Raw genomic sequence first — 20,077 nt, 5'->3', positions numbered from 1 at the left:
TTGGAGAGCTTCCCCCGGGACCCAAGCCTCCAGGGGATGCTCTCTGCTATTTGTGATGATTATTGCGCGCTCTTGAAGCGGTCGTACGCCGTTTGATAAATGCTGATCAGCTCATCAACCTTCATCTTCTGCAGATCGGCCAGGTATTTGTCCCATTCACCATCTACGCCGCCTTGTAGCAGCCACTTAGCGCTTGTTTGGTTCACGTAGCTGTTAATGTCGGTATCCAGTGTTTTGATTTTTTGAGACTCCTCAGCTGTGAACAACACGCCGGGGAACGTCTCAGAAGTCATATAAGGCAAATAGTTTTCTTTGATGCCGTCAATTTTGACCTTGTCCTTGTCGGCCATGGCCAGACGAGTGCCGTACGTATTTTCCAGAATGGCGTAAGGCGCTTCAACCGGTGCCGTCTTGAATACATATTGGTCTGTCGTCAGGCCCGCTGGCGCTTCCTTGAGCGTCAAGGTACCGTCCTTGTCTTCCAATGTCGTACCGATCGGGCCCCAGCCGGCTTCGATGGACGTATCCGTTGCATAAGACAAGTCAATCCACTGCATGGTCAGCTCTGGATGCTCATTCGCAGCTGTCATGGAGAACGCGAACGGGTTCACGCCCTGATTATTGCTAAGCGACTTTCTCCACACTTGATCGCCGTTTGGTCCTTTCAAAGCCGGTACCAAGACATACTTGGGATCATTGTCGACGCCGACAACCGAGAAGGCATTCCAGGAGAAGAAGCCGCCCAGACGCTGCTCGGTACCGCTGCCCTTGCCTACCAGCTGATTCCGGTCCTGCGCCAGACTTTCCTTATCGAACAGCCCATCCTTGAAGTAGGAGTGGTAATATTGAATCGCTTCCTTATACTCCGGCTCCTTGGCGGAGAATACCACCTTGCCGTCCTCAACGAAAATATGGTTGGCGGAGTCCGCTCTTCCGAAGGTGCCGAACAATGAGCCGATGCCCATTACGTTATAGTTCGCGAAGTCCCACAGGAAGGAGAACGGAATTTCGTCATTTTTGCCATTGCCGTTAGGATCCTTCGTCTTAAAAGCTTCCAGAACGGTGCGCAGCTCATCTGTTGTTGTCGGCACGGCAAGCTCCAGCTTGTCCAGCCATTCCTTGTTCAGGTACATCATGTCGGGAGAGAGCCACAGCATCAGCTCGCGGATGCTCGGCAGCGAATAGATATGGCCATCCGGCGCTGTCAGCATCGCCTTGTACTTCGGATTCTGTTCAATCAACGCCGTCAGATTGGGCATCGTTTCCTTCGTGATGTATTGCTCCAGGGGAACCAGCATGCCTTGGCCGCCATAGTTAATGACGTCATTGCCTGTCAGCGCAAGTGTGCCATAGAAGGCATCCGGCAGCTCGCCGCTGGCCAGAATCAGATTGCGCTGCTCCTCACATTGCGCAAATTCAATGTCTGTCCATTCAATCTGCACATTGGTTTTCTCTTCATATTGCTTGAAGAAATCCATTTCCTCGAACGGCCCATTGTTAGGGTGCTTACAGGTTACCATCTCAAGCGTCACCTTCTCCGCTATCGGGAATACACCTTGCTCCCCTCCTCCATCCGTTGCTTCGGGCGTCTGAGCCGCTTCCGTTTGATTCGGCTCCTTGGAGGGCTCCACACCATCATTGTTGTTTCCTGCACAAGCACTTAGAACAGAAACGCTCATCATGACTGAAAGAAAGGATACCAACAGTTTTTTTCTCCGATTGTTCAAATCGATGACCTCCTAATTTTGTATTCGTATGCGCTTACATGAGCTGCAGCAAATCAACAAGGATACCCGGCATGCACCTCCCTTCCGTAATGACGGCTGCATCCATTACCCCTTGATGCTTCCGATCATGACGCCTTTGACAAAATAGTTCTGCAAGAAAGGATACAGAATGAGCAGCGGGAGCGCCGCAATAATAATCATGCCGTATTTGATCAGCTCAGCCGCTCGGAGCTGGTCTCCCATGGAGGACATGTCCGTCATCATGTCGTTGCTAATCTGATTCTCGATCAGAATGGATCGAAGCACGAGCTGCAGGGGGAACAGCTCCTGGTCCCGCAGGTAGATCAAGGCGTTGAAGTAGGAATTCCAATGCGCAACACCGTAGAACAACACCATAATCGCAATAAGCGCCTGAGACAGGGGAAGCACCATTTTCCAAAAAAACTTGGCATCGGAGCAGCCGTCTATCTTCGCCGCCTCCAGAAGCTCATCCGGAATCGTGGACTGGAAGAACGTTCGAGCAATGATGAGATTCCACGCGCCCACCGCATTAGGTATGACCATCGCCCAAACCGAGTCAAGCAGGCCAAGCTCCTTGACCGTCAAGTAAGTAGGGATAAGTCCACCGCTGAAGAACATCGTGAACGTAATAAAGAGCATAACCGTACTGCGGCCCTTCATATCCTTCCGCGACAGGGCGTAGGCTGCGGGAAGAGTTAGACATAAATTGATAATGGTTCCTAAGATTGCGTATACAAAAGAGTTTTTGTAGCCCACCCACAGGTTGTCGCTGTCCAGTATCTTCTTGTAGCCCTCCAGACTGAACTTCTCCGGCCAGAACAGGGTCATCTGAACAGCTCCAGGGTCTGTCACAGAGGCCAGCACCACGAAGTAGAGGGGATAGACAATGATGGCCAGTCCGGTCACAATCAACAGCATATTTACGCGATCGAACCAGATGTCTGCTAGACTGCGTTTAAACATATTGAACCTCCCCGCTTCTTACCATAACGATGTATTGGAAGCTTTTTTGGCAATTTGGTTAACTGTGATGAGAATGATGAAATTGATAATAGAGTTAAACAATCCTACAGCGGTTGAGAAGCTGTATTGTGCGCCAACCAAGCCCGTCTTGTACACATAGGTGGAAATAATCTCCGATGAGGGCAGGTTAAGCGGCGTTTGCAGCAGGTAGACCTTCTCGAAGCCGAGACTCATAATATTGCCCGTGCTCAGAATAAGCAGAATAACGGCCGTTGGCATAATGCCGGGGATATCGATATGCAGAATCCGCTGAAATTTGTTTGCGCCATCCACAACCGCCGATTCATGCAGCTCGGGACTAATCGTCGTAAGCGCTGCCAAATATATGATGGTGCCCCAACCTGTGTTCTGCCAAATCTCCGACAGCACATATACGGGCCTGAACCAGTCGGGATCCCCCATAAAAAACACCGGCTCGCCGCCAAACAATCCGATGAGCTTATTGACCATGCCCGTATCCGGCGACAGGAATAAAAACAGCATGCCCGCAATTACGACCGTCGAAATAAAGTGAGGCGCATAAATGACGGTCTGCACAAACTTCTTGAACCTCTTGTGCATGAGCTGATTCAGCATCAGCGCGAGTATGATCGGAGCCGGAAAGCCTACAACGAGCTGCAGGACGCTAAGCTTGATCGTGTTCAGAATAATTTTGGTAAATTCGAAGGACCGGAAAAAACGTTCAAAATGCTCCAGACCCACCCATGGACTGCCCGCAATGCCCTTGAAGGCCAGGAAGTTCTTGAAGGCGATTTGAATGCCGTATAACGGCACGTAATGAAAGAGCACGTAATACAAAACAGCGGGAAGCACAAACAAATATAGCTGGTAGCTCTTCAGCAGCCTTGAGGCCCTTTGCTTCAATGGCGTCCCGCGCTTGATGTCGGGTACGTCCAGCTGCCGGACTTCATTCACATTTTCCACAACAAGCACTCCTTTTTCTGTATTTATCCTGCGATAAGTCCATACCCACCCTTCTCTTGCAAACGTTTACAACACCGATATAGAAAATGGAGTTTTCGAAACAATCATTCAAATTTACTTATAAATGACCGTTAATCGAAACTCATTTCGTTTTTATTATAGGTCTGCCAGCAATTCCCGTCAATACCTTATTTAAAGTGGAACAAAAAAGAGGCTGTCCAGAAAAAGTGGAGACACCACTCTTCCAGACAGCCCAAGACAGCTCTTTACGCTCCCGTTATCCGAAGCGTATCGAAGCGATCGGTTCGAATCAGCTCCCGCAGAAGCTGCTCTGTCAGCTTGTAACGAACCTGAGCATATGCATGATCATTCCATAAATTGTTATGCTCGCGAGGATCTGCGGCTAGATCAAACAGCAGCCCCTCATCGGAATTGATAAACACCGTTAACTTATATTGCTCCGCGACAAGCGTGCGCATTCGAGTCGTCTCGGGCGCATACCAATCCTCATCGTATTCCACAAGCGCCGGACGGGGAGGCAGCTCCTTGCCCTCTTGAACGGCAGCGCGCAGACTGCGGCCCGGCAAGCCTAGCGGCGGCGCGCTGTAGATGCCGCGCGTATCCATGACAGCCTGATCTATACCGGCAAAGTCCAGAATCGTCGGCACGAAGTCCAGCAGGCTGACGACGCGCTCACGATAGACGCCCTGCGCGGCAGCGCGGGGAGCTCTCCAGATATAGGGAACATTCAGGAGCTCCTCCCAAGGCCACTCTGCCTTGGTCAGCAGCCGATGGGAGCCCAAATATTCTCCATGATCCGCCATGAAGACAAGAATGGTGTTCTCATAGAGTCCACGCTCCTTCAGCTTGTCCACCACGTCCCCTATACAGCTGTCCACATGTGTGATCATGCCATAGGTTTGCGCTAATATGTCACGCAGAGTGGCTTCATTAAACTGCGAGTGCCCGGGATGAACGGCTCTTAGACCCTTCAGCCAATCGATAGAATCCGCTTCATCATTCCACCCCTCCGGCAGCGTCAGCGACTGCGGATCATACATCTCGCTATAAGGACGGCAGGCTGCGAAGGGATGATGCGGATCTGGGAAGGAGCACCAGAGATAGAAGGGCTCCTCTTGCCCAAGCCCTTCCAGGAAAGCCGCTGAGCGGCGAGCGATCCACCGGTTGTAATGCAGCTCTTCAGGCAGATCGATCTTCCAATGCTGCTCGTACAGGCTATTTTTCTCATAGGCTCCCGCCCGCAGCAATCGCTCCCTTCCTCCCGGCAGCTCCTGCTCCAGCCATGTCAAATAATCGCCAAAGCAATCGACATGCCCGCCAACATGCTCCGTCGTCTGGTAGCCGTAATAATCGCTTGGCAGCGCTGTAATCACTCCAGCCTCCCAACGCGCTCTGCTCTCCCATGAGAAAGCCATCTCCTCGCCCATGCTGACAGAGCCGATTGGCTGATGATGAAGCTTGCCTACGGCATGTGTCCGATATCCGGCCTCGGCGAGCACCCTCGGCAGTGTAGGCAGCCCTTCAGGGACAGCGTTGCCATTGGTCAAGCAGCCATGCTGGCGGGGAGTAAGTCCCGTCAACAGGGTCGCGCGCGAAGGCATACATACGGGATTGTTGCAGTAGGCTCTGGTGAAGGACACCCCTTCTAGACCCAGTTGATCTAAATTCGGCGTCCGCACGTCCGGATGGCCATGCAGAGACATCGTGCGAGCTTGCATCTGATCCACAACAAATACAACAAAATTAGGTTTCATCTATTGACCCACCTTCCGTTAGCCTAGCTCTAACAATATTTTGGCTACGGCGCCTGGACCGCTCAGCAGCTTGTCGAAGCATGCTTTACCGTTCTCCAGCGGCTCATGCACGGTCCATGTCTCCAGTCCTGTGCCGCTCTCTTCAATCCACTTGAGCGCAATTTGAAAGTCGATTGGATTGTAGCCGAAGGAGCCCAGCATCGTGAGCTCGTTGCGAATAGCGGTATTGACGGGCAGAGCGCTGTCTGCCGCATGAAGGCCGGAGAACACCACTCTGCCGCCCGGTCTGGCAATACCCATACATTGCTGCCTGGTGGCATCGATGCCGACAGCATCCACACACTTGTCGAAGCCGCGCGCCGGTGTCACTCGGGCCAGCTCCTCCTCACAGGAGACAGCAAGTCCTCCCATTGCCCTGACAATGCCAAGCCTCTCCGCATTCACATCCATAACCACGGTATGCTTCACCCCATACCTCTGCGCAGCCCGGAGCACAAGCAGGCCAATAGGACCAGCGCCGGCAATGAACAGACTGTCAGATGGCTCAAGCGCGGCCAGGCGGGCAATACGAACCGCACAGGCAAGCGGCTCCGCAAGCGCGGCAGCGTCTAATGACACGGCTTCAGGTAGCAGGTGGATATTCCCGGCAGGTACAACGGCATATTCCCCGAACGCCCCAGGCCTGCCTGCTCCTACAAGGCTGCGCTGCGGACATAGGTTCGCCCGCCCGCTGCGGCACTCCATACAGCTCCCGCAGGAGATCAGAGGATTGGCTGTCACCCGATCACCGGACTGAAGCCCCTCCACTCGGCTGCCAACCTGGTGGATCACTCCCGCAAACTCATGCCCCATCACAAGCGGAGGTTTGCGGAGCGAGTTATGTCCCAGATAGCCGCTTAGCTCTGAGCCGCATATGCCCGCCCAGTGAACACGCACAAGCACCTCCTGTTCCCCGGGCCGGGGAATCTCCATGGTACGAAGCTCCAGCTGACGAGGACCTTCGTACACTAACGCACGCATTGTTCCCCCCATAGTTTCCCCCTCCAGTCCTTGTTGTCTACCATTCCGCGTAGGAGCCATCTTCATTGCGCCAGATAGGGGAATGCCAATTATGCCCCTTCTTGGCCGCTTCTCTGACAGTTGCTTCATTGATTTCAATGCCGAGACCCGGCTTTCCGGACATACGCACATAACCCGCTTCATATTGGAATACATCGGAATCCTTCAGGTAGCCGAGCACATCGCTGCCTTGATTATAATGAATGCCTAACCCTTGCTCCTGAATAACGAAGTTCGGCGTGCAATTGTCGACCTGGAAGCAGGAGGCCAGAGCAATCGGTCCAAGCGGGCAATGGGGCGCTAGACTGACATCGTACGCTTCCGCCATAGCCGCGATCTTCTTTGTCTCCAGAATACCGCCGGCATGGGAGAGATCCGGCTGGATAATGTCCACATAACCCTCCTGCAGCAGCTGCTTGAAACCCCAGCGCGTATACATGCGCTCGCCCGTCGCAATCGGCGTATTCGTCATTCTGGCAATGTCTCTCAGCGCTTCGTTATGCTCCGGCAGCACAGGCTCCTCAATGAACATCGGTCTGAACGGCTCCAGCTCTTTCACAAGAATCTTGGCCATCGTCTTATGCACTCTGCCGTGGAAGTCAACCGCAATGCCAACATCCGGACCGACCGCAGACCGCACAGCCTGCATTCGTTCTACAGCCTGATCAATCTTCCGGTAATCGTCTATATAATGAAGCTCTTCCGTGGCGTTCATCTTCAGCGCCTTGAAGCCTAGAGCAACCTGCATCAGAGCATGATTGCTCACATCGCTTGGCCGGTCTCCCCCAATCCAGGCGTATACCTTAATCTTGTCGCGTACCGAGCCGCCAAGAAGATCGTAGATCGGCGCGTTGTAGTATTTGCCCTTGATATCCCATAGTGCCTGCTCGATACCGGAGATCGCGCTCATAAGGATAGGACCGCCTCGGTAGAAGCCGCCTCGGTACATCACCTGGAAGTGATCCTCGATCTTCAGCGGATCCTTCCCTATCAGATAATCCTTCAGCTCCTCCACCGCCGCTTTGGTGGTGGAGGCCCTTCCCTCCAGAATAGGCTCCCCCCAGCCCTCAAAGCCTGTGTCCGTGCTGATCTTCACAAACAGCCATCTGGGCTCAATCTGGAACAGCTCTATATCCGTTATCTTCATCGTGCGAACCTCCCTTGGAATGCGGCCCTTCCCGCATAATGACTGCCGATATCCTCATGTATACGAAGCAGTTGATTATATTTGGCGAGTCTAGAGGAGCCGGCTACTGAGCCGATCTTAATCTGGCCGCCGTTCAGGCCTACTGCAAGATCCGCGAGCGTATAATCCTCGGTCTCGCCGGATCGGGCGGATATAACGGTCAACATGCCCGCTGACTTGGCCAGCCTGATCGCCTCTACCGTCTCCGTTAACGTTCCGATTTGGTTCATTTTGATAAGCACAGCGTTGCCCGCCTTCTCCAGAAGCCCTCTCTGAATGCGCTCCCGGTTGGTGGTGAACAGATCATCGCCCACCAGCTGGACCTTATGACCCAGACGTTCCGTAAGTCTCACCCAGCCGCTCCAGTCCTCTTCGGCTAATCCATCCTCAATCGAGACGATGGGGTATCTGTCTACCCATGTCTCCAGCAGGGCTGCCATTTCGTCGGACTGCAGCATCCGATGATCCGCGCCCAGCCGATATATGCCCTTATCCTCATCGTAGAAATGGGAGGCTGCGACATCTAATGCGATCGCCATATCATCCCGAAGCTTGTAGCCGCATGCCTCAATCGCCTCGCACAAAATATCCAGCGCCTCTTCATGGCTGCCCAGAGCAGGACCGAAGCCCCCCTCATCCGCGAGCAGACGGGATTGATAGCCCTTGGCGGCCAATAAGCGCTGCGTCCGGAAGTACACCGACGAAATCATCTCCAGCGCCTCCGGATAGGAGGCAGCGCCTACCGGCATAATGAGGAAATCCTGAATATCTATATGGCCTCCGGCATGCAGACCACCGCTAATTATATTGACCATAGGCAGCGGCAGAACGGGCGTATCTCCCTCAGCGAGAAACCGATTGGCGAAATAGCGATACAAGGGCAAGCCTTCCGCCGCCGCTTGGGCATGAGCCGCCGCAAAGGATACGCCAAGAATCGCATTGGCCCCCACTCTCGACTTGTTAGGCGTGCCGTCAAGCTCAATCAGAAGCTGATCCAGGGTATGATGTTCTCCCGCCTCGACACCTGCAACAGCCTTAGACAGCTCATGATTGATATGGTCAACGGCCTTCCGCACACCCTTGCCCTGGAAGCGTGTAGGCTCGCCGTCCCGCAGCTCCCATGCTTCGAATTTGCCTGTCGATGCGCCCGACGGGACCATCATACGCCCGCGATGTCCGCTCTCCAGGACAACATCCACCTCTACGGTAGGATATCCCCGTGAATCCAGTATTTCTCTCCCGATTACGTGTTTAATTTTGGCCATGGCCGCCCCTCACTCCCAATCCTTCCGCAATTGCCTCTCTTGCCTGCTCCTTGCACGCGCCTAACAACCATTGCTTGCCCAACCGACGTACACGCTCCTTCATTGCGGCATCCGTAATATATTCCACTGGCGATTTGCCATCTATCCTAGCCAGCAGCATAAGGCCCAGATGCTTCATGAGTCCTGGAGGGACAGCGCCGTAACCTCTAAGGAACGCTTCAATACAGCGCTGCGCGGCCTCCTCGCGTCCATAGGCTATTCCCTTCAGCACGAGATGGCCGATGCAGAAGGCCAGATCGAACACCGAATTGCCCCAATGCCCGACCTCATAATCCAGCAAAATGACCTCATGATGGCCCGCAACTAGAATGTTTTTGGGTGAGAAGTCGCCGTGCACGAAGCAATGGCCGACCTCCGTCACCTCTCGCTTCAAGTCCTCAATAGGGAGAATCAGCTCAGGATACTTCCTGGCCAATTCATTATGGAACGGATCGACGCGCAGCTCCTGGAAGTACTTCAGGTCGCGGAGTGAATCCACACTCTCGCCCGGAAGGGCTCGGCTGGCTACATGCAGTCTCCGCAGCATCCCTCCGACAGCCTCCGCTGTCGCGGTGTGGAATTGTCCCTCCTGCAGCTGTGACTTCCAGGTTACCGCTCCTTCAGGCGCGCAGGCCATCATATATAAATACGCATTCTCATCCTGATAGACGATAGCTGGGACTTGTCCGGCATCCAGCAGCGGGTATAGGGCAAGCATCGCCACCTGCTCCCGCTCGATTCTAGCTACATCGGAGAACCATTCCGACTTCACCTTCAGCTGCGGAAGCGCTTGCTTTAACACCCAGCGTCCTTTGCTCGTTACAATCTTCCATACCTAGCAGCTTACGCCTCCGCTCAGCTCGGTAATGGCACACGGCTCGCCATCGGCCAGCCACTCTGCATGCAGGAGGTAAGCTCTCACCTCGTCTGTAGTACCCAGAATCATGGCGACAGCTCCTCTCCATCATGAAGCATGACAATTTTGACTGTTGGCTTCGTCTTGTTCCGCAGCGCTTCAAAGGCCTCCTCGTATTGGTCGATAGAGAAGCGATGCGTAATAAGCGCCTCCAGCTCCAGCTTGCGGGCTTCCAGCAGTCTCAGCGCTTGATGCCAGGACTTGGTCGTATAAGAGAATATGCCATGCACAGTCAAATCTCTCAGCATCATATAATCGCTCTCCACGACCAGCTTCTTGCCTGTTCCAGCGACGCCAGTCAGCACAATATGGCCTCCGCTGCGCGCCAGCTCCATACTGAGCCTGACCGCCTCTTCACTGCCAGATGTCTCGACAATGAGGTCAGCGCCTTGTCCTTCTGTCCATACTTGAATAGCGGCGTGCACGTCCATGATGCGGCTATTGACGAAATGAGAAGCGCCGATCGATCTCCCCAGCTCCAGCTGCTCATTTCTCCGTCCAATCAGACAGATGGCATCCACTCCGAACGCCTTCAACAGCTGTACAGTCAACAAGCCAAGCGTACCGGGACCAATAATAACCGCTTTCATTCCTGGTTGAAGCGGCGTCTTCATAATGCCGCGAAGCACCGTCGCAGCCGGTTCGATTAAGACCGCTGCTTCATAGGAGACCTCATTCGGAATGCGATGGACAGCCCGGGCAGGTACAATGACCAGCTCCGCCCCGCCGCCAGGGCGGGTGAAGCCAAGCTGATCATATTGATGGCAGAGGTTCGTCCGGCCTTCTCTGCAGTAGGCGCAGCTGCCGCATGACAATAACCCTTCGGCAATGACTCTGTCCCCCGGTCTTACGCTTGTCACCTCGGAGCCGCATTCTACGACCATTCCGCTCCATTCATGTCCAGGCACAACGGGATACTTCACGAAATCGGAGGAAATCTGTCCTTCATAGATTTCGAGATCCGTCCCGCATATGCCGACAGCCTTGGACCGAACTCGAACATCATGAGGCCCTAACGGCTGGGCCTCCATCTCCTCCAGCTGCATATGATGCGGGCTGCGGATAACCAAGGCTTTCATTGGTCAGCATCCCTTCATGACATTGGTCAAAGCTCCAAGCTTCTGGATTTCAACGGTAACGACGTCTCCGTCCTTCAACCATACCTGTTGATCCTCCGGATAACCGGCCACCACGCCCTCAGGCGTCCCGGTCAGAATAAGGTCGCCAGGCTCCAGCGTCATATATTTCGTAATGTATTGAATGATTTCCGGAACAGTGAAAATCATGTCTCTTGTATTGGAGCTCTGGCGAAGCTCTCCGTTCAGATACAGCTGAATATCCAGCTCGTTGGGATCGCCCACTTCATCCGCCGTGACGAGATAAGGGCCAGCTGGACAGAAGCCATCTAATATTTTGCCAAGCATCCACTGGCTTGTACGCATCTGGAGATCACGCGCAGACAGGTCATTGACGTTGCAATAGCCGAATACGACATCCAGCGCCTCTTCCTGTTTGATGTTTCTGGCCGTCTTGCCGATTACGATGCCGAGCTCAGCCTCGTAATCATATTTGAACGCTTGGGCGGGAAGGCCAACTTCCGCCCCATGTCCAACAGGTCCATTGGAAAACTTGTTGAACAGAATAGGCACCTCAGGTACGGGGAGTCCCGCCTCCTCCGCATGCTTCTTGTAATTAAGACCAACGCAAATGATTTTTTTGCCAGCCGGTATGGAAGGTGCGAACACTACTTCCTGCTCCGACAGCCACTTACCGCGGCTTGCTGCAGCAAGCTCCGCCGCATCAGCCCTTCCGGCAATCACGTCCTCCAGGCTCGCTTCAATCGGCAGAATCCCTTGCTCTCCTGCAATCGCGCAGGTTAACTTACCCTCGAATTGAATGTGTACCAGCTTCATCCTTGTTGCCTCCTCATGGGATATCGACTTCACTTGATCGTATCACGGCTTACTCCACAATAAAATGAACCAATTCGTCATGTTATTGGACTTTTCCGATCTCTATTGAAACAAGTTTCTATTCATTCCATTAGGGGCCTATTCGACGACTTTCACCTTACATATATTGGATACGACATGGATAGCAGCGCATGTCGCCTTAATCGCAAGCTCTCCTGGCTTGGTGCCCTGTACAAGGAGCAGTCCTCTGCCCAGCTCTGTCATAAGGCTTGTGCTCTGGTAAGGCTGCACATTGTCAGGGCTGCCATTGTCTACTCCAAGAATGCGGCATTCCCCCTCCACCTCGAAGGCAAGCTCCACATCTTGGTTCGTAATGGCATGCCCCTGCGCATCCAATAGCTGAACAGTAACATGAACGACATGATCGGGATGAATCTGGAGGGTGTCCTTGTCCCCAAGCAGCTGAATGGTATGAATGGGGCCTACCGTATGGATACTGGCAGAGGTTGATTCACCGGCTCGCTTGCCGACAGCCCTCAGCTCTCCTGCGGCATAAGGCACTGCCCATTTGTAGATATGGTCCTCGAACTGCTCCAGGCGTTTGGCGGCAACCAAGGTGTCGTTCAAATATAAGGAAACCTCTTCGCAATTGGAATATACCTCGACCACAACCAGCTCTCCATCCCTATAATTCCAATGAGAGTTCACATCATGCCAGAACCACACTCTCTCCTGCCAGCCGCCAGGCACCTTCTCCACCAGCTCGCCGGCCTCATTCAGGCGATACAAGGATTCCTCCACAGTCTGCGTGACGAGATGGACATGCGCCTCTTCATTCCATAAGCTTTTGAACATATGGTAGGAAGGCTTCTGGAACCCGGCGAAATCCAGCAGACCCAGATTGGAGCCCTTCCGCGGCCATGGCTTCTGTATGGCTTCACCCATATGATCGATGCCAGTCCAGAGGAAGATGCCAGGAATATGCTCTCTCTCCAACACCGCCTTCCATTCATGCCACTGGGCTACATTCTCCGTTCCCAGTATCGGCTTGTCGGGATAATGCTGATGGCCGTAATCATAAATCACCCTGCGGTAGCTGTACCCTGCAATATCCAGCTCGTCGATATAGCCCGATTCGTAGCTGGCGCTGGGCAGGATGCAATTGGCTGTAACGGGTCTCGTTGTATCCAGCTCCTTGGTCCAGCGTGACAAGAGCCGGGCTGTCTTATCAATGTCATAGGCGTCTCTTGGCAGCCCCTGAATGATCTCGCGAATTTTATCCTTGCTGTTCGGCGGCAGCGTCCAGAAATAATTGCCGGAGGCATTCATGCCGAAGTAGCCGGTTGCCTCATTATATTTGGGATACGTCCATTCAATTTCATTGCCTATACTCCACTGGAAAATACAAGGATGGTTCCGGTCCCGCAGCACCGTGTCCTGCAGATCCTGCTTGGCATACTCCCGGAAAAATTCAGCATGCCCCCGGGTTATATAATCCACCCGTTGCTCCCCGCCGTTGCTGCGCTTGTCCTTCGGATTATCCCATTCATCGAAGAACTCCTCCTGCACCAGGAAGCCCATCTCGTCGCATAGATCCAGGAAGTCCTCCGAGGCTGGGTTATGGGCTGTCCGGATGGCATTGCATCCGCATGCCTTCAGCGTCTCCAGCCTGCGTCTCCATACATCCAGAGGCACCGCCGCGCCAACAAGCCCGCCATCATGATGCAGATTGACCCCTTTAATTAACGTGTTCCTTCCATTAAAATAGAAGCCCTTGTCGACATCGAATCGGAACTCTCGTATACCTATACGATCCTCTACCGTCTGGATGGTCCGTCCGTCGTCCACTACCTCAACAATTGCGCGGTACAGCTTGCCATCATGAATTTCCCATCGCTCCGGATTCGGAATCTTCCATTCCATCTGAAGCTCCTCTGATTGATTACCTGCCAGAGAGCAGCTCACTCTCTCCTTGGCTGCAAGCTGGCCATCCGGTCCGAAAAGGCTGCAGATCAGTTCCGCTTGCTGCGGGCCCGCTTCATCATTCCGCAAGGTGATGACTCCACGTACAACAGCAGAAGCATCATCGACGTCCGGCGTCGTGTAATAGGTGCCCCACACGGGGATATGAAGCTTAGGCATAATATGAAGGGCTGCCTTCCGATAAATGCCGGAGCCCGTATACCATCTGCTGTCCGCGTAACGGGAATGATCAACCTTCACCGCAATGAGATTATCCTCGCCCTCAGCATGCAGGCAATCCGTTATATCCACCAGGCATGGCGAATAGCCGTAGGGATGAAACCGTACAAGCTGCCCGTTGCAATAGATGCTTGCACGATTATAAATGCCGTCGAAGTTAATGATGACCTTGCTTCCGGTCATCTCGGGCGTGGACGTGAAGCGCTTGCGATACCAGCCAATTCCGCCAGGCAGATAGCCGGTGCAGGCTTCCCCCTTCTCCTGATCAAACGGGAACTCCACGCTCCAATCATGGGGCAGATCCAGTGTGCGCCATGAGGTATCATCCGTTGCCAGCAAATGGGGAGACTCCGGCTCGCCCAGTATAAACTTCCAGTCCTGTATAAAAGGAATTCCTCTCATCTCACTATCTCTCCCTTGGTTCATTCTCATTCTTGAATGCGGAGCTCGACACATAGAGGAAGCGTTCCCCGCGCGCCAGCAGATGACACTTCTGCTCCGGATACTGCTCGTATACATATTGCACGAACGAGCCCGGCTTCTCTGTATTCCAGTCGAACGTATCATAATGAAGAGGGATGACGGTGTCCGCGCCAATCTCCCAAGACAGCTCCGCTGCCTCCCGATAATTCATATTGCCGGCAATATTCCGGCTGGCGCGATAATAGTCGCGTCCATTAATAGGCAGACAGGCTACATCTATGCACGCACTCCGCAGCCGTGCGGCCAATCCGTCATAGACCAGCGTATCTCCCGCATGATACAGGGTCACGCCATTCAATCGGATGACGTAGCCGACATACCGATGCTCCCCGTCAGCGTCAACCTCAAACTGCTCATGCATGGCCGGTATCGACCACACTTGAAGCCGATCGCCTAGCAGCGACAGGGGCTCCTCTGTATGGGCATGGAAGACACGATGAGGCGCAAAGCCAAGCCCCCTAATCGTGCTGGCGCAATATTTGGGAGCGATAACAAGGCTGTCCGGGCTGCTATAGCAGATAACCTTCATCGTGCCGGCATCCAGATGATCCTCATGATCATGCGTAATGAGACTGACAGCAGCATTCGTAATATCGGCTGGAACAAGCGGCGGCTCATACAATCGCTGGAGACCCAGCTTGCTCCTCACATCATCGGATACGAAGGGATCGAAGTAGAGAAGGATGCCATCCCCCTTCACCACAATGCTCTCCTGGCCCAGCAGCCAGATCGCAAGGGTGCCATAAGGCGGAGTTGTTGCATTCATTTCGTCAATCAGCCTCTCATTAGCTCGTATGCGCGAGCCCTGCGAGCCTTGCTGCATTTATCCCCCACCACCTGTTCTTAAAATAAAAATTCTACCTCTCAAAATAGGGAAGCAGCCTGCGGTCGGTAAACCGCAGGCCCCTCTCCTTACTTATAATTCAAGTACACTACACGCTTCTGCATATAGCCTTCCAGTCCGTATTCGCCATCCTCGCCGCCCAGTCCGCTCAGCTTATGGCCGCTGTGGTAGCCCTGCATACAGCCTGACATACCTTGATTGACGAAGACTGTTCCCACCTGAAGCACATCTGTACCATGCATCATTTTCTTCATATCACTGGTGAACAGGTAAGCCGACAAGCCCAGCTCACTGGAATTGACGATGTTAATGGCCTCCTCAAAGCTGCTGATGGTTACAATCGGAAGCACGGGACCAAATATCTCCTTCTGCGCTGCGGCCATGTCCGGCTTCACATCAACAAGGACAGTCGGCTCATACCAATAGCCCTTATCGAAGATACCGCCGCTAGGACGCTTGCCTCCAAAGGCTACCTTGGCGCCTTGGGCTACCGTTTCTTGAACAATGTCGTCAATTTTTTGCAGATCATTGCCATTCGCCTTAGGCCCCATCGTTACAGTGCTGTCGAAAGGATCGCCCACCTTAATAGCCTTCATATGTTCCAGAAGCTTCGCTGTGAAGGCCTCCGCCACCTTCTCGTGAACAAGCACCAGCTCATTGCACACACATACCTGCCCGCAGTTCGCGAATCGGGCTGTGACAGCCGCTGCCGCCGCTTGGTCAATATCCGCATCCTCCAATACGATGAACGGGGCTTTGCCGCCCAGCTCCAGAGACAATGCGGTAATGTTGTCGGAAGCCGCCTTGTAGATCTGCTGACCCGCGCGTACGCTGCCGGTTACCGTTACCATCTTCGTAATGGGGCTGCTCACCAGAAGCTGTCCCACCTCCGCGCCTGTGCCTGTCACGAAGTTCGCAACGCCAGGAGGGAAGCCCGCCTCGTGAACCAGGTTGAAAAACTCGGCCGAAGCGATTGGCGTAAGCTCATGCGGCTTAATAATCATCGTATTGCCCGTCACAAGCGCCGGTCCCAGCTTTCGGCCGATCAAGGCCAGCGGATAGTTCCATGCGCATAAGCCAATAGTGACGCCATATGGCACCTTGCGAATCTGCAGCATCTCGCCTTCCTTATTGGAAGGAAGAATATCACCTTTAATTTTGTTGGCGGATTCCACGGCGAACATCATATAAGCCATCGTATCATCCACTTCTCCGAGCGCCTCACGATATGTCTTGCCCTGCTCCATCACCAGCAGCTTGGCTAGGAACTCGCGCTTCTCCTTCACCTTCTCCACCAATTTGACCAAATAAGACGCACGCTTCACGGCAGGCAGCGCCTGCCACGCCTGCTGCGCCCGCTCGGACGATTCCAGCGCCTTCTGCACATCCTCGGCAGAGGCATCGCTTACCCGTCCAATCACCTCTTCATTCGCCGGGTTCTGCACCTCAATCAGCCGATCCGAAGCTGCCTCCACCCATTGGCCGTCTATATATAACCGATAATAGTCTTGTCCATTGCGATTGCCCTTCATCATTGTGCTCCATCTCCCTTTCGCTTCTATTATTATTGGCCCTTGAATTGCGGAGCTCTCTTCTCCTTGAAGGCTGCCTTGCCCTCCTGCGCGTCCTCGGTCGTGAAGCAGAAGGAGAACAGACTGTTCTCATATTGCAGGCCTGCGTCAAGCGGCATATTCATGGCCGCTCGAAGTGCAAGCTTCGCGTTCTCGACAGCGATTGGGCTATAAGCCGCGATGGCGCTTGCCGTCTCGTAGACCAGCTTCTTCAGCTCACCAGGCTCCACAACCTGCTCAACCAATCCGCAACGCAAAGCCTCCTCCGCAGACAGCAGCCTCCCCGTCAACACCATCTCCGCAGCCTTGCCTGCACCTACAATTCTCGGAAGCAGCTGCGTGCTTCCGCTGCCTCCGATCCAGCCCAGCTTAATTTCTGCTGCGCCGAACCTCGCATTGGATGACGCCATACGAATATCGGCCTGCAGCGCAAGCTCCAGTCCTCCGCCAATGGCATACCCATTAACCATTGCTATGACTGGCTTGCGAATGCTGCGAATCGCCATACAATAATCGTCTCGATTACGCAAATCCCATGGACTTCCATAGTCATCCAACACTTCAATGTCGCTGCCGGCGGAGAAGCTCTTCTCGCCTTCGCCGGTGAGGACGACGACTCGAACGCCCTTGTCCCTGTTGATCTCCTGACAGAGCTCGCTGAGCCGCTCGCCCATCGCACGTGTGACGGTATTCAGCTTGCCCGGTCTGGCAAGCGTAATCGTCCCTATATAGTTGTCAACCTCGTATCGAATATCGTTATGGTCCATCGCCTTACCTCCCTCCATCGTTGTCCACCGAATCCTCAAGACCGAAGTCCCTATTAATTCGTACTGTGTGCTGGCCGACTGGAGGCGCTCCCTTCTCATGCTTGAGCAGCTGTCCGTTCACCCTTGCCGGGTAACGCGTCGTCTTGAACACCGCGCCGCATGGCCTTACGACCTCCTGGAACATATCCAGCACCTTGATGCCTTCATGCTGAAGAGACTGCTCCCAATCGAACACCTCAGCGCACCAATAGTCGGCCGGCTCCAGCATATCGAGCCACTCCTTTGTCGACCTCGTCTTCAGGTGACGATTCAATATTCCCTTAATGGTGTCCCGCTCATCGAACCAAGCTGACTGCTCCGTATAGACAAGCAGCTCTTCGCATTGCAGCAGTTCGCCTAATGCCAGAATGGAGCCCATGGCCAGCGCGATATAGCCATCCTTTGTTTCATAGATGCCATATGGCGCGCCAAGGTAAGCATGGGCATTACGGAACCTGCTTCGCTTGGGCAGCTCTCTCGGCTCTTTGTTCATATAAGCGCTCAGCACTTCGAATTGGAAATCCAGAGCCGCCTCCATCAGGCTGATCTCCACTAGTCCGCCCTGGCCGGTTTTCTCTCGCTTATACAGTAAGCCCAGCAAGGCCTGAACAAATACGGAGCTGGTGTGCAGATCAATGGTTGCTAATCCGAAGGGAACAGGCGGCTGCTCGCCGTCGCCGTTCAGCCAGGCTAAGCCGGACATGGATTGGACCAGCAAATCCTGACCCGGCTTGTTCTTCCAGGGGCCTTCCACACCGTATCCAGTAATACTGCCGTATATAATGCCAGGATTCAGCGCCTTCACGGATTCATAGTCCAGACCGAGCTTATCCATAGCGCCGGGGCGAAAATTTTCTATGATGACATCCGCCTGTTGAATCAACCGCTTTACTCTTACGAGATCTGAGGGGTCCTTCAGGTTGGCAGCGTAGCTCTCCTTGTTCCGATTCATAGACTGGAATACGGTGCTCTCTCCGTCTACCCTTAGATTCGACAGAGTCAGCTGGCGGCTTCCATCACCCGCGTTCGGTCGTTCGATCTTGATGACTCGCGCTCCCAAATCGGCTAACCGAAGCGCGGACACAGGACCTGCCAAATATTGGCTGAAATCCAGTACAACAATATCCTCCAGCAGCTTCATTCTGCTCACAGCCCCGTTTCCTGATGCTCTCGTCTAACCTGCATATGCATTTCGTTTAAGGTTTGAATTACCGTTCTCCGCTCCGGCGCCTGATTCATCAGGCGGTACCGAATCAGATTGCCAGCCTGCTCCTGGAAGCTGATATAGCCATGGAAACGCGGTCTCATGGAGCCGTGTGTCAATGTGTCCAACGTGTTCTTGAAGAAGCCGCCGGAGAGGCGATTCACCTCGGGGTCCAGCCATGCCTCTCGATGGCCCGGCTGACCGTCATTCAGGAAAAACGAGGTGCGTTGGAACTCTGGTGAAGCGACCATAACGGCAAATCGGGCAGCGATGTCAGCATGCCGGCATTGCGACGAAATCGCAAGCCCTACACCGCCAATCATGCTGCCGCTTGGCACGCCGCTGTCAGACGGAATGTTGCCGAAGCTCGCCACAGACGGCCGAAAGCCGACTCTCGCATAATTGGAATACCCGTAGATAAGCGGAATGTACGCTATTTCATTGCTGGTACCCATAAGATTCAGCATGTGAATGGGATCCTGATGCACCGATTCCGAATGTACATACGGCATCAGGCTTTCCATAAGCGCAAGCGCCTGCTCGCCTACCTCCATAGGAAGATCAAGACCTTCACTCCAATAGGCCCGGTTCGACAGCTGCGCGCATAACGTGAAGAAGGTTGAATACGCATGCACTGGCACAAGAGGGAGACCAATTGACTGCCCTATGGGCAGCTGCTTGGCGATGGCGAGCACGTCGCTCCAGCTTCGGGCTGGCAACAATCCAGCCTGATCCAGCAAATCCTGTCTATAGGCGCTGACTTGAGCTGCCGCATCCACAGGCAGCGCCCACTGTCTGCCTTCATACGTATAGCTGGCGTAGCTCAACCCTGTCGAATGAAGCTCCTGATCCTTCAGAAAAGCCTCCTCTACCCGATCATTCAAAGGCAGCAGCAGTCCCTTCGCAACCGCTGTTCCGATATGGGGGTGATCAATCATAATGAGATCATAGGTATCTGCAAGCAGCTCCAGCGGGTACAGCTCGAAATCAGACAGAGAACGCGCGTCCCATTCAATCTCGACGTTAGGCTCCAGCTTGCGAAACGCCTGTGAGGCAGCCACCAATGGATTCAAGCCGCGCTCATGAGACCATGTCATTCCTTTTAATTTCAACTTCATC

16 protein-coding genes are annotated in these 20,077 nt (G+C 53.8%); all 16 read right to left on the bottom strand.

Annotated elements, in window-relative coordinates:
* Positions 1-59: 59 nt before the first annotated feature.
* Positions 60-1,631 (bottom strand): extracellular solute-binding protein, encoded by a 1,572-nt coding sequence (locus NQZ67_RS12905; protein WP_257446106.1) that lies wholly within the window; start codon positions 1,629-1,631, stop codon positions 60-62.
* Positions 1,632-1,832: 201 nt separating this feature from the next.
* Complete coding sequence (locus NQZ67_RS12900; protein WP_257446103.1) at positions 1,833-2,711, bottom strand: carbohydrate ABC transporter permease; 879 nt, start codon at positions 2,709-2,711, stop codon at positions 1,833-1,835.
* A gap of 18 nt (positions 2,712-2,729) precedes the next feature.
* The gene (locus NQZ67_RS12895) at positions 2,730-3,668 is read right to left on the bottom strand and encodes an ABC transporter permease (RefSeq protein WP_306812850.1); all 939 of its coding nucleotides are present in this window, start codon (positions 3,666-3,668) and stop codon (positions 2,730-2,732) included.
* 293 nt (positions 3,669-3,961) lie between these two features.
* Entirely contained in the window at positions 3,962-5,470 is a 1,509-nt protein-coding gene (locus NQZ67_RS12890; RefSeq protein ID WP_257446100.1) for a sulfatase family protein, read from the bottom strand.
* An 18-nt stretch (positions 5,471-5,488) separates the two neighbouring features.
* Positions 5,489-6,502: a zinc-dependent alcohol dehydrogenase gene (locus NQZ67_RS12885; protein ID WP_257446097.1), complete on the bottom strand. Its 1,014-nt coding sequence runs from the start codon at positions 6,500-6,502 to the stop codon at positions 5,489-5,491.
* Positions 6,503-6,527: 25 nt separating this feature from the next.
* Complete coding sequence (gene dgoD / locus NQZ67_RS12880) at positions 6,528-7,676, bottom strand: galactonate dehydratase (RefSeq protein ID WP_257446094.1); 1,149 nt, start codon at positions 7,674-7,676, stop codon at positions 6,528-6,530.
* The gene (gene eno, locus NQZ67_RS12875; protein ID WP_257446090.1) at positions 7,673-8,980 is read right to left on the bottom strand and encodes a phosphopyruvate hydratase; all 1,308 of its coding nucleotides are present in this window, start codon (positions 8,978-8,980) and stop codon (positions 7,673-7,675) included. Before eno ends, dgoD begins: the two co-directional genes overlap by 4 nt.
* Positions 8,967-9,845 carry an aminoglycoside phosphotransferase family protein gene (locus NQZ67_RS12870; RefSeq protein WP_257446336.1) on the bottom strand — a complete coding sequence of 293 codons (879 nt, stop codon included), beginning with the start codon at positions 9,843-9,845 and terminating at the stop codon, positions 8,967-8,969. The genes eno and NQZ67_RS12870 overlap by 14 nt, the downstream gene beginning before the upstream one ends.
* A gap of 116 nt (positions 9,846-9,961) precedes the next feature.
* Positions 9,962-11,014, bottom strand: a complete 1,053-nt coding sequence (locus NQZ67_RS12865) for a zinc-dependent alcohol dehydrogenase (protein ID WP_257446087.1) — start codon at positions 11,012-11,014, stop codon at positions 9,962-9,964.
* A gap of 3 nt (positions 11,015-11,017) precedes the next feature.
* Positions 11,018-11,848: a fumarylacetoacetate hydrolase family protein gene (locus tag NQZ67_RS12860; RefSeq protein WP_257446084.1), complete on the bottom strand. Its 831-nt coding sequence runs from the start codon at positions 11,846-11,848 to the stop codon at positions 11,018-11,020.
* A gap of 138 nt (positions 11,849-11,986) precedes the next feature.
* A complete protein-coding gene (locus tag NQZ67_RS12855) occupies positions 11,987-14,452 on the bottom strand; it encodes a glycoside hydrolase family 2 TIM barrel-domain containing protein (RefSeq protein ID WP_257446081.1) in 2,466 nt (821 codons plus the stop codon).
* A 4-nt stretch (positions 14,453-14,456) separates the two neighbouring features.
* Complete coding sequence (locus NQZ67_RS12850) at positions 14,457-15,299, bottom strand: MBL fold metallo-hydrolase (protein WP_257446078.1); 843 nt, start codon at positions 15,297-15,299, stop codon at positions 14,457-14,459.
* A 146-nt stretch (positions 15,300-15,445) separates the two neighbouring features.
* Positions 15,446-16,912, bottom strand: a complete 1,467-nt coding sequence (gene aldA, locus NQZ67_RS12845; protein ID WP_257446075.1) for an aldehyde dehydrogenase — start codon at positions 16,910-16,912, stop codon at positions 15,446-15,448.
* Between the two features lie 29 nt (positions 16,913-16,941).
* Positions 16,942-17,715, bottom strand: a complete 774-nt coding sequence (locus NQZ67_RS12840) for an enoyl-CoA hydratase/isomerase family protein (RefSeq protein WP_257446072.1) — start codon at positions 17,713-17,715, stop codon at positions 16,942-16,944.
* A 4-nt stretch (positions 17,716-17,719) separates the two neighbouring features.
* Positions 17,720-18,895 (bottom strand): CaiB/BaiF CoA transferase family protein, encoded by a 1,176-nt coding sequence (locus NQZ67_RS12835; protein WP_257446333.1) that lies wholly within the window; start codon positions 18,893-18,895, stop codon positions 17,720-17,722.
* 5 nt (positions 18,896-18,900) lie between these two features.
* Positions 18,901-20,076: an ABC transporter substrate-binding protein gene (locus NQZ67_RS12830; RefSeq protein ID WP_257446069.1), complete on the bottom strand. Its 1,176-nt coding sequence runs from the start codon at positions 20,074-20,076 to the stop codon at positions 18,901-18,903.
* Between the last annotated feature and the right edge of the window lies 1 nt (position 20,077).

Source organism: Paenibacillus soyae, from assembly GCF_024623455.1.
GTDB lineage: Bacteria > Bacillota > Bacilli > Paenibacillales > Paenibacillaceae > Pristimantibacillus > Pristimantibacillus soyae.
The sequence above is the reverse complement of the archived record's forward strand: the minus strand, read 5'-3'. Positions and strand labels throughout refer to the sequence as shown.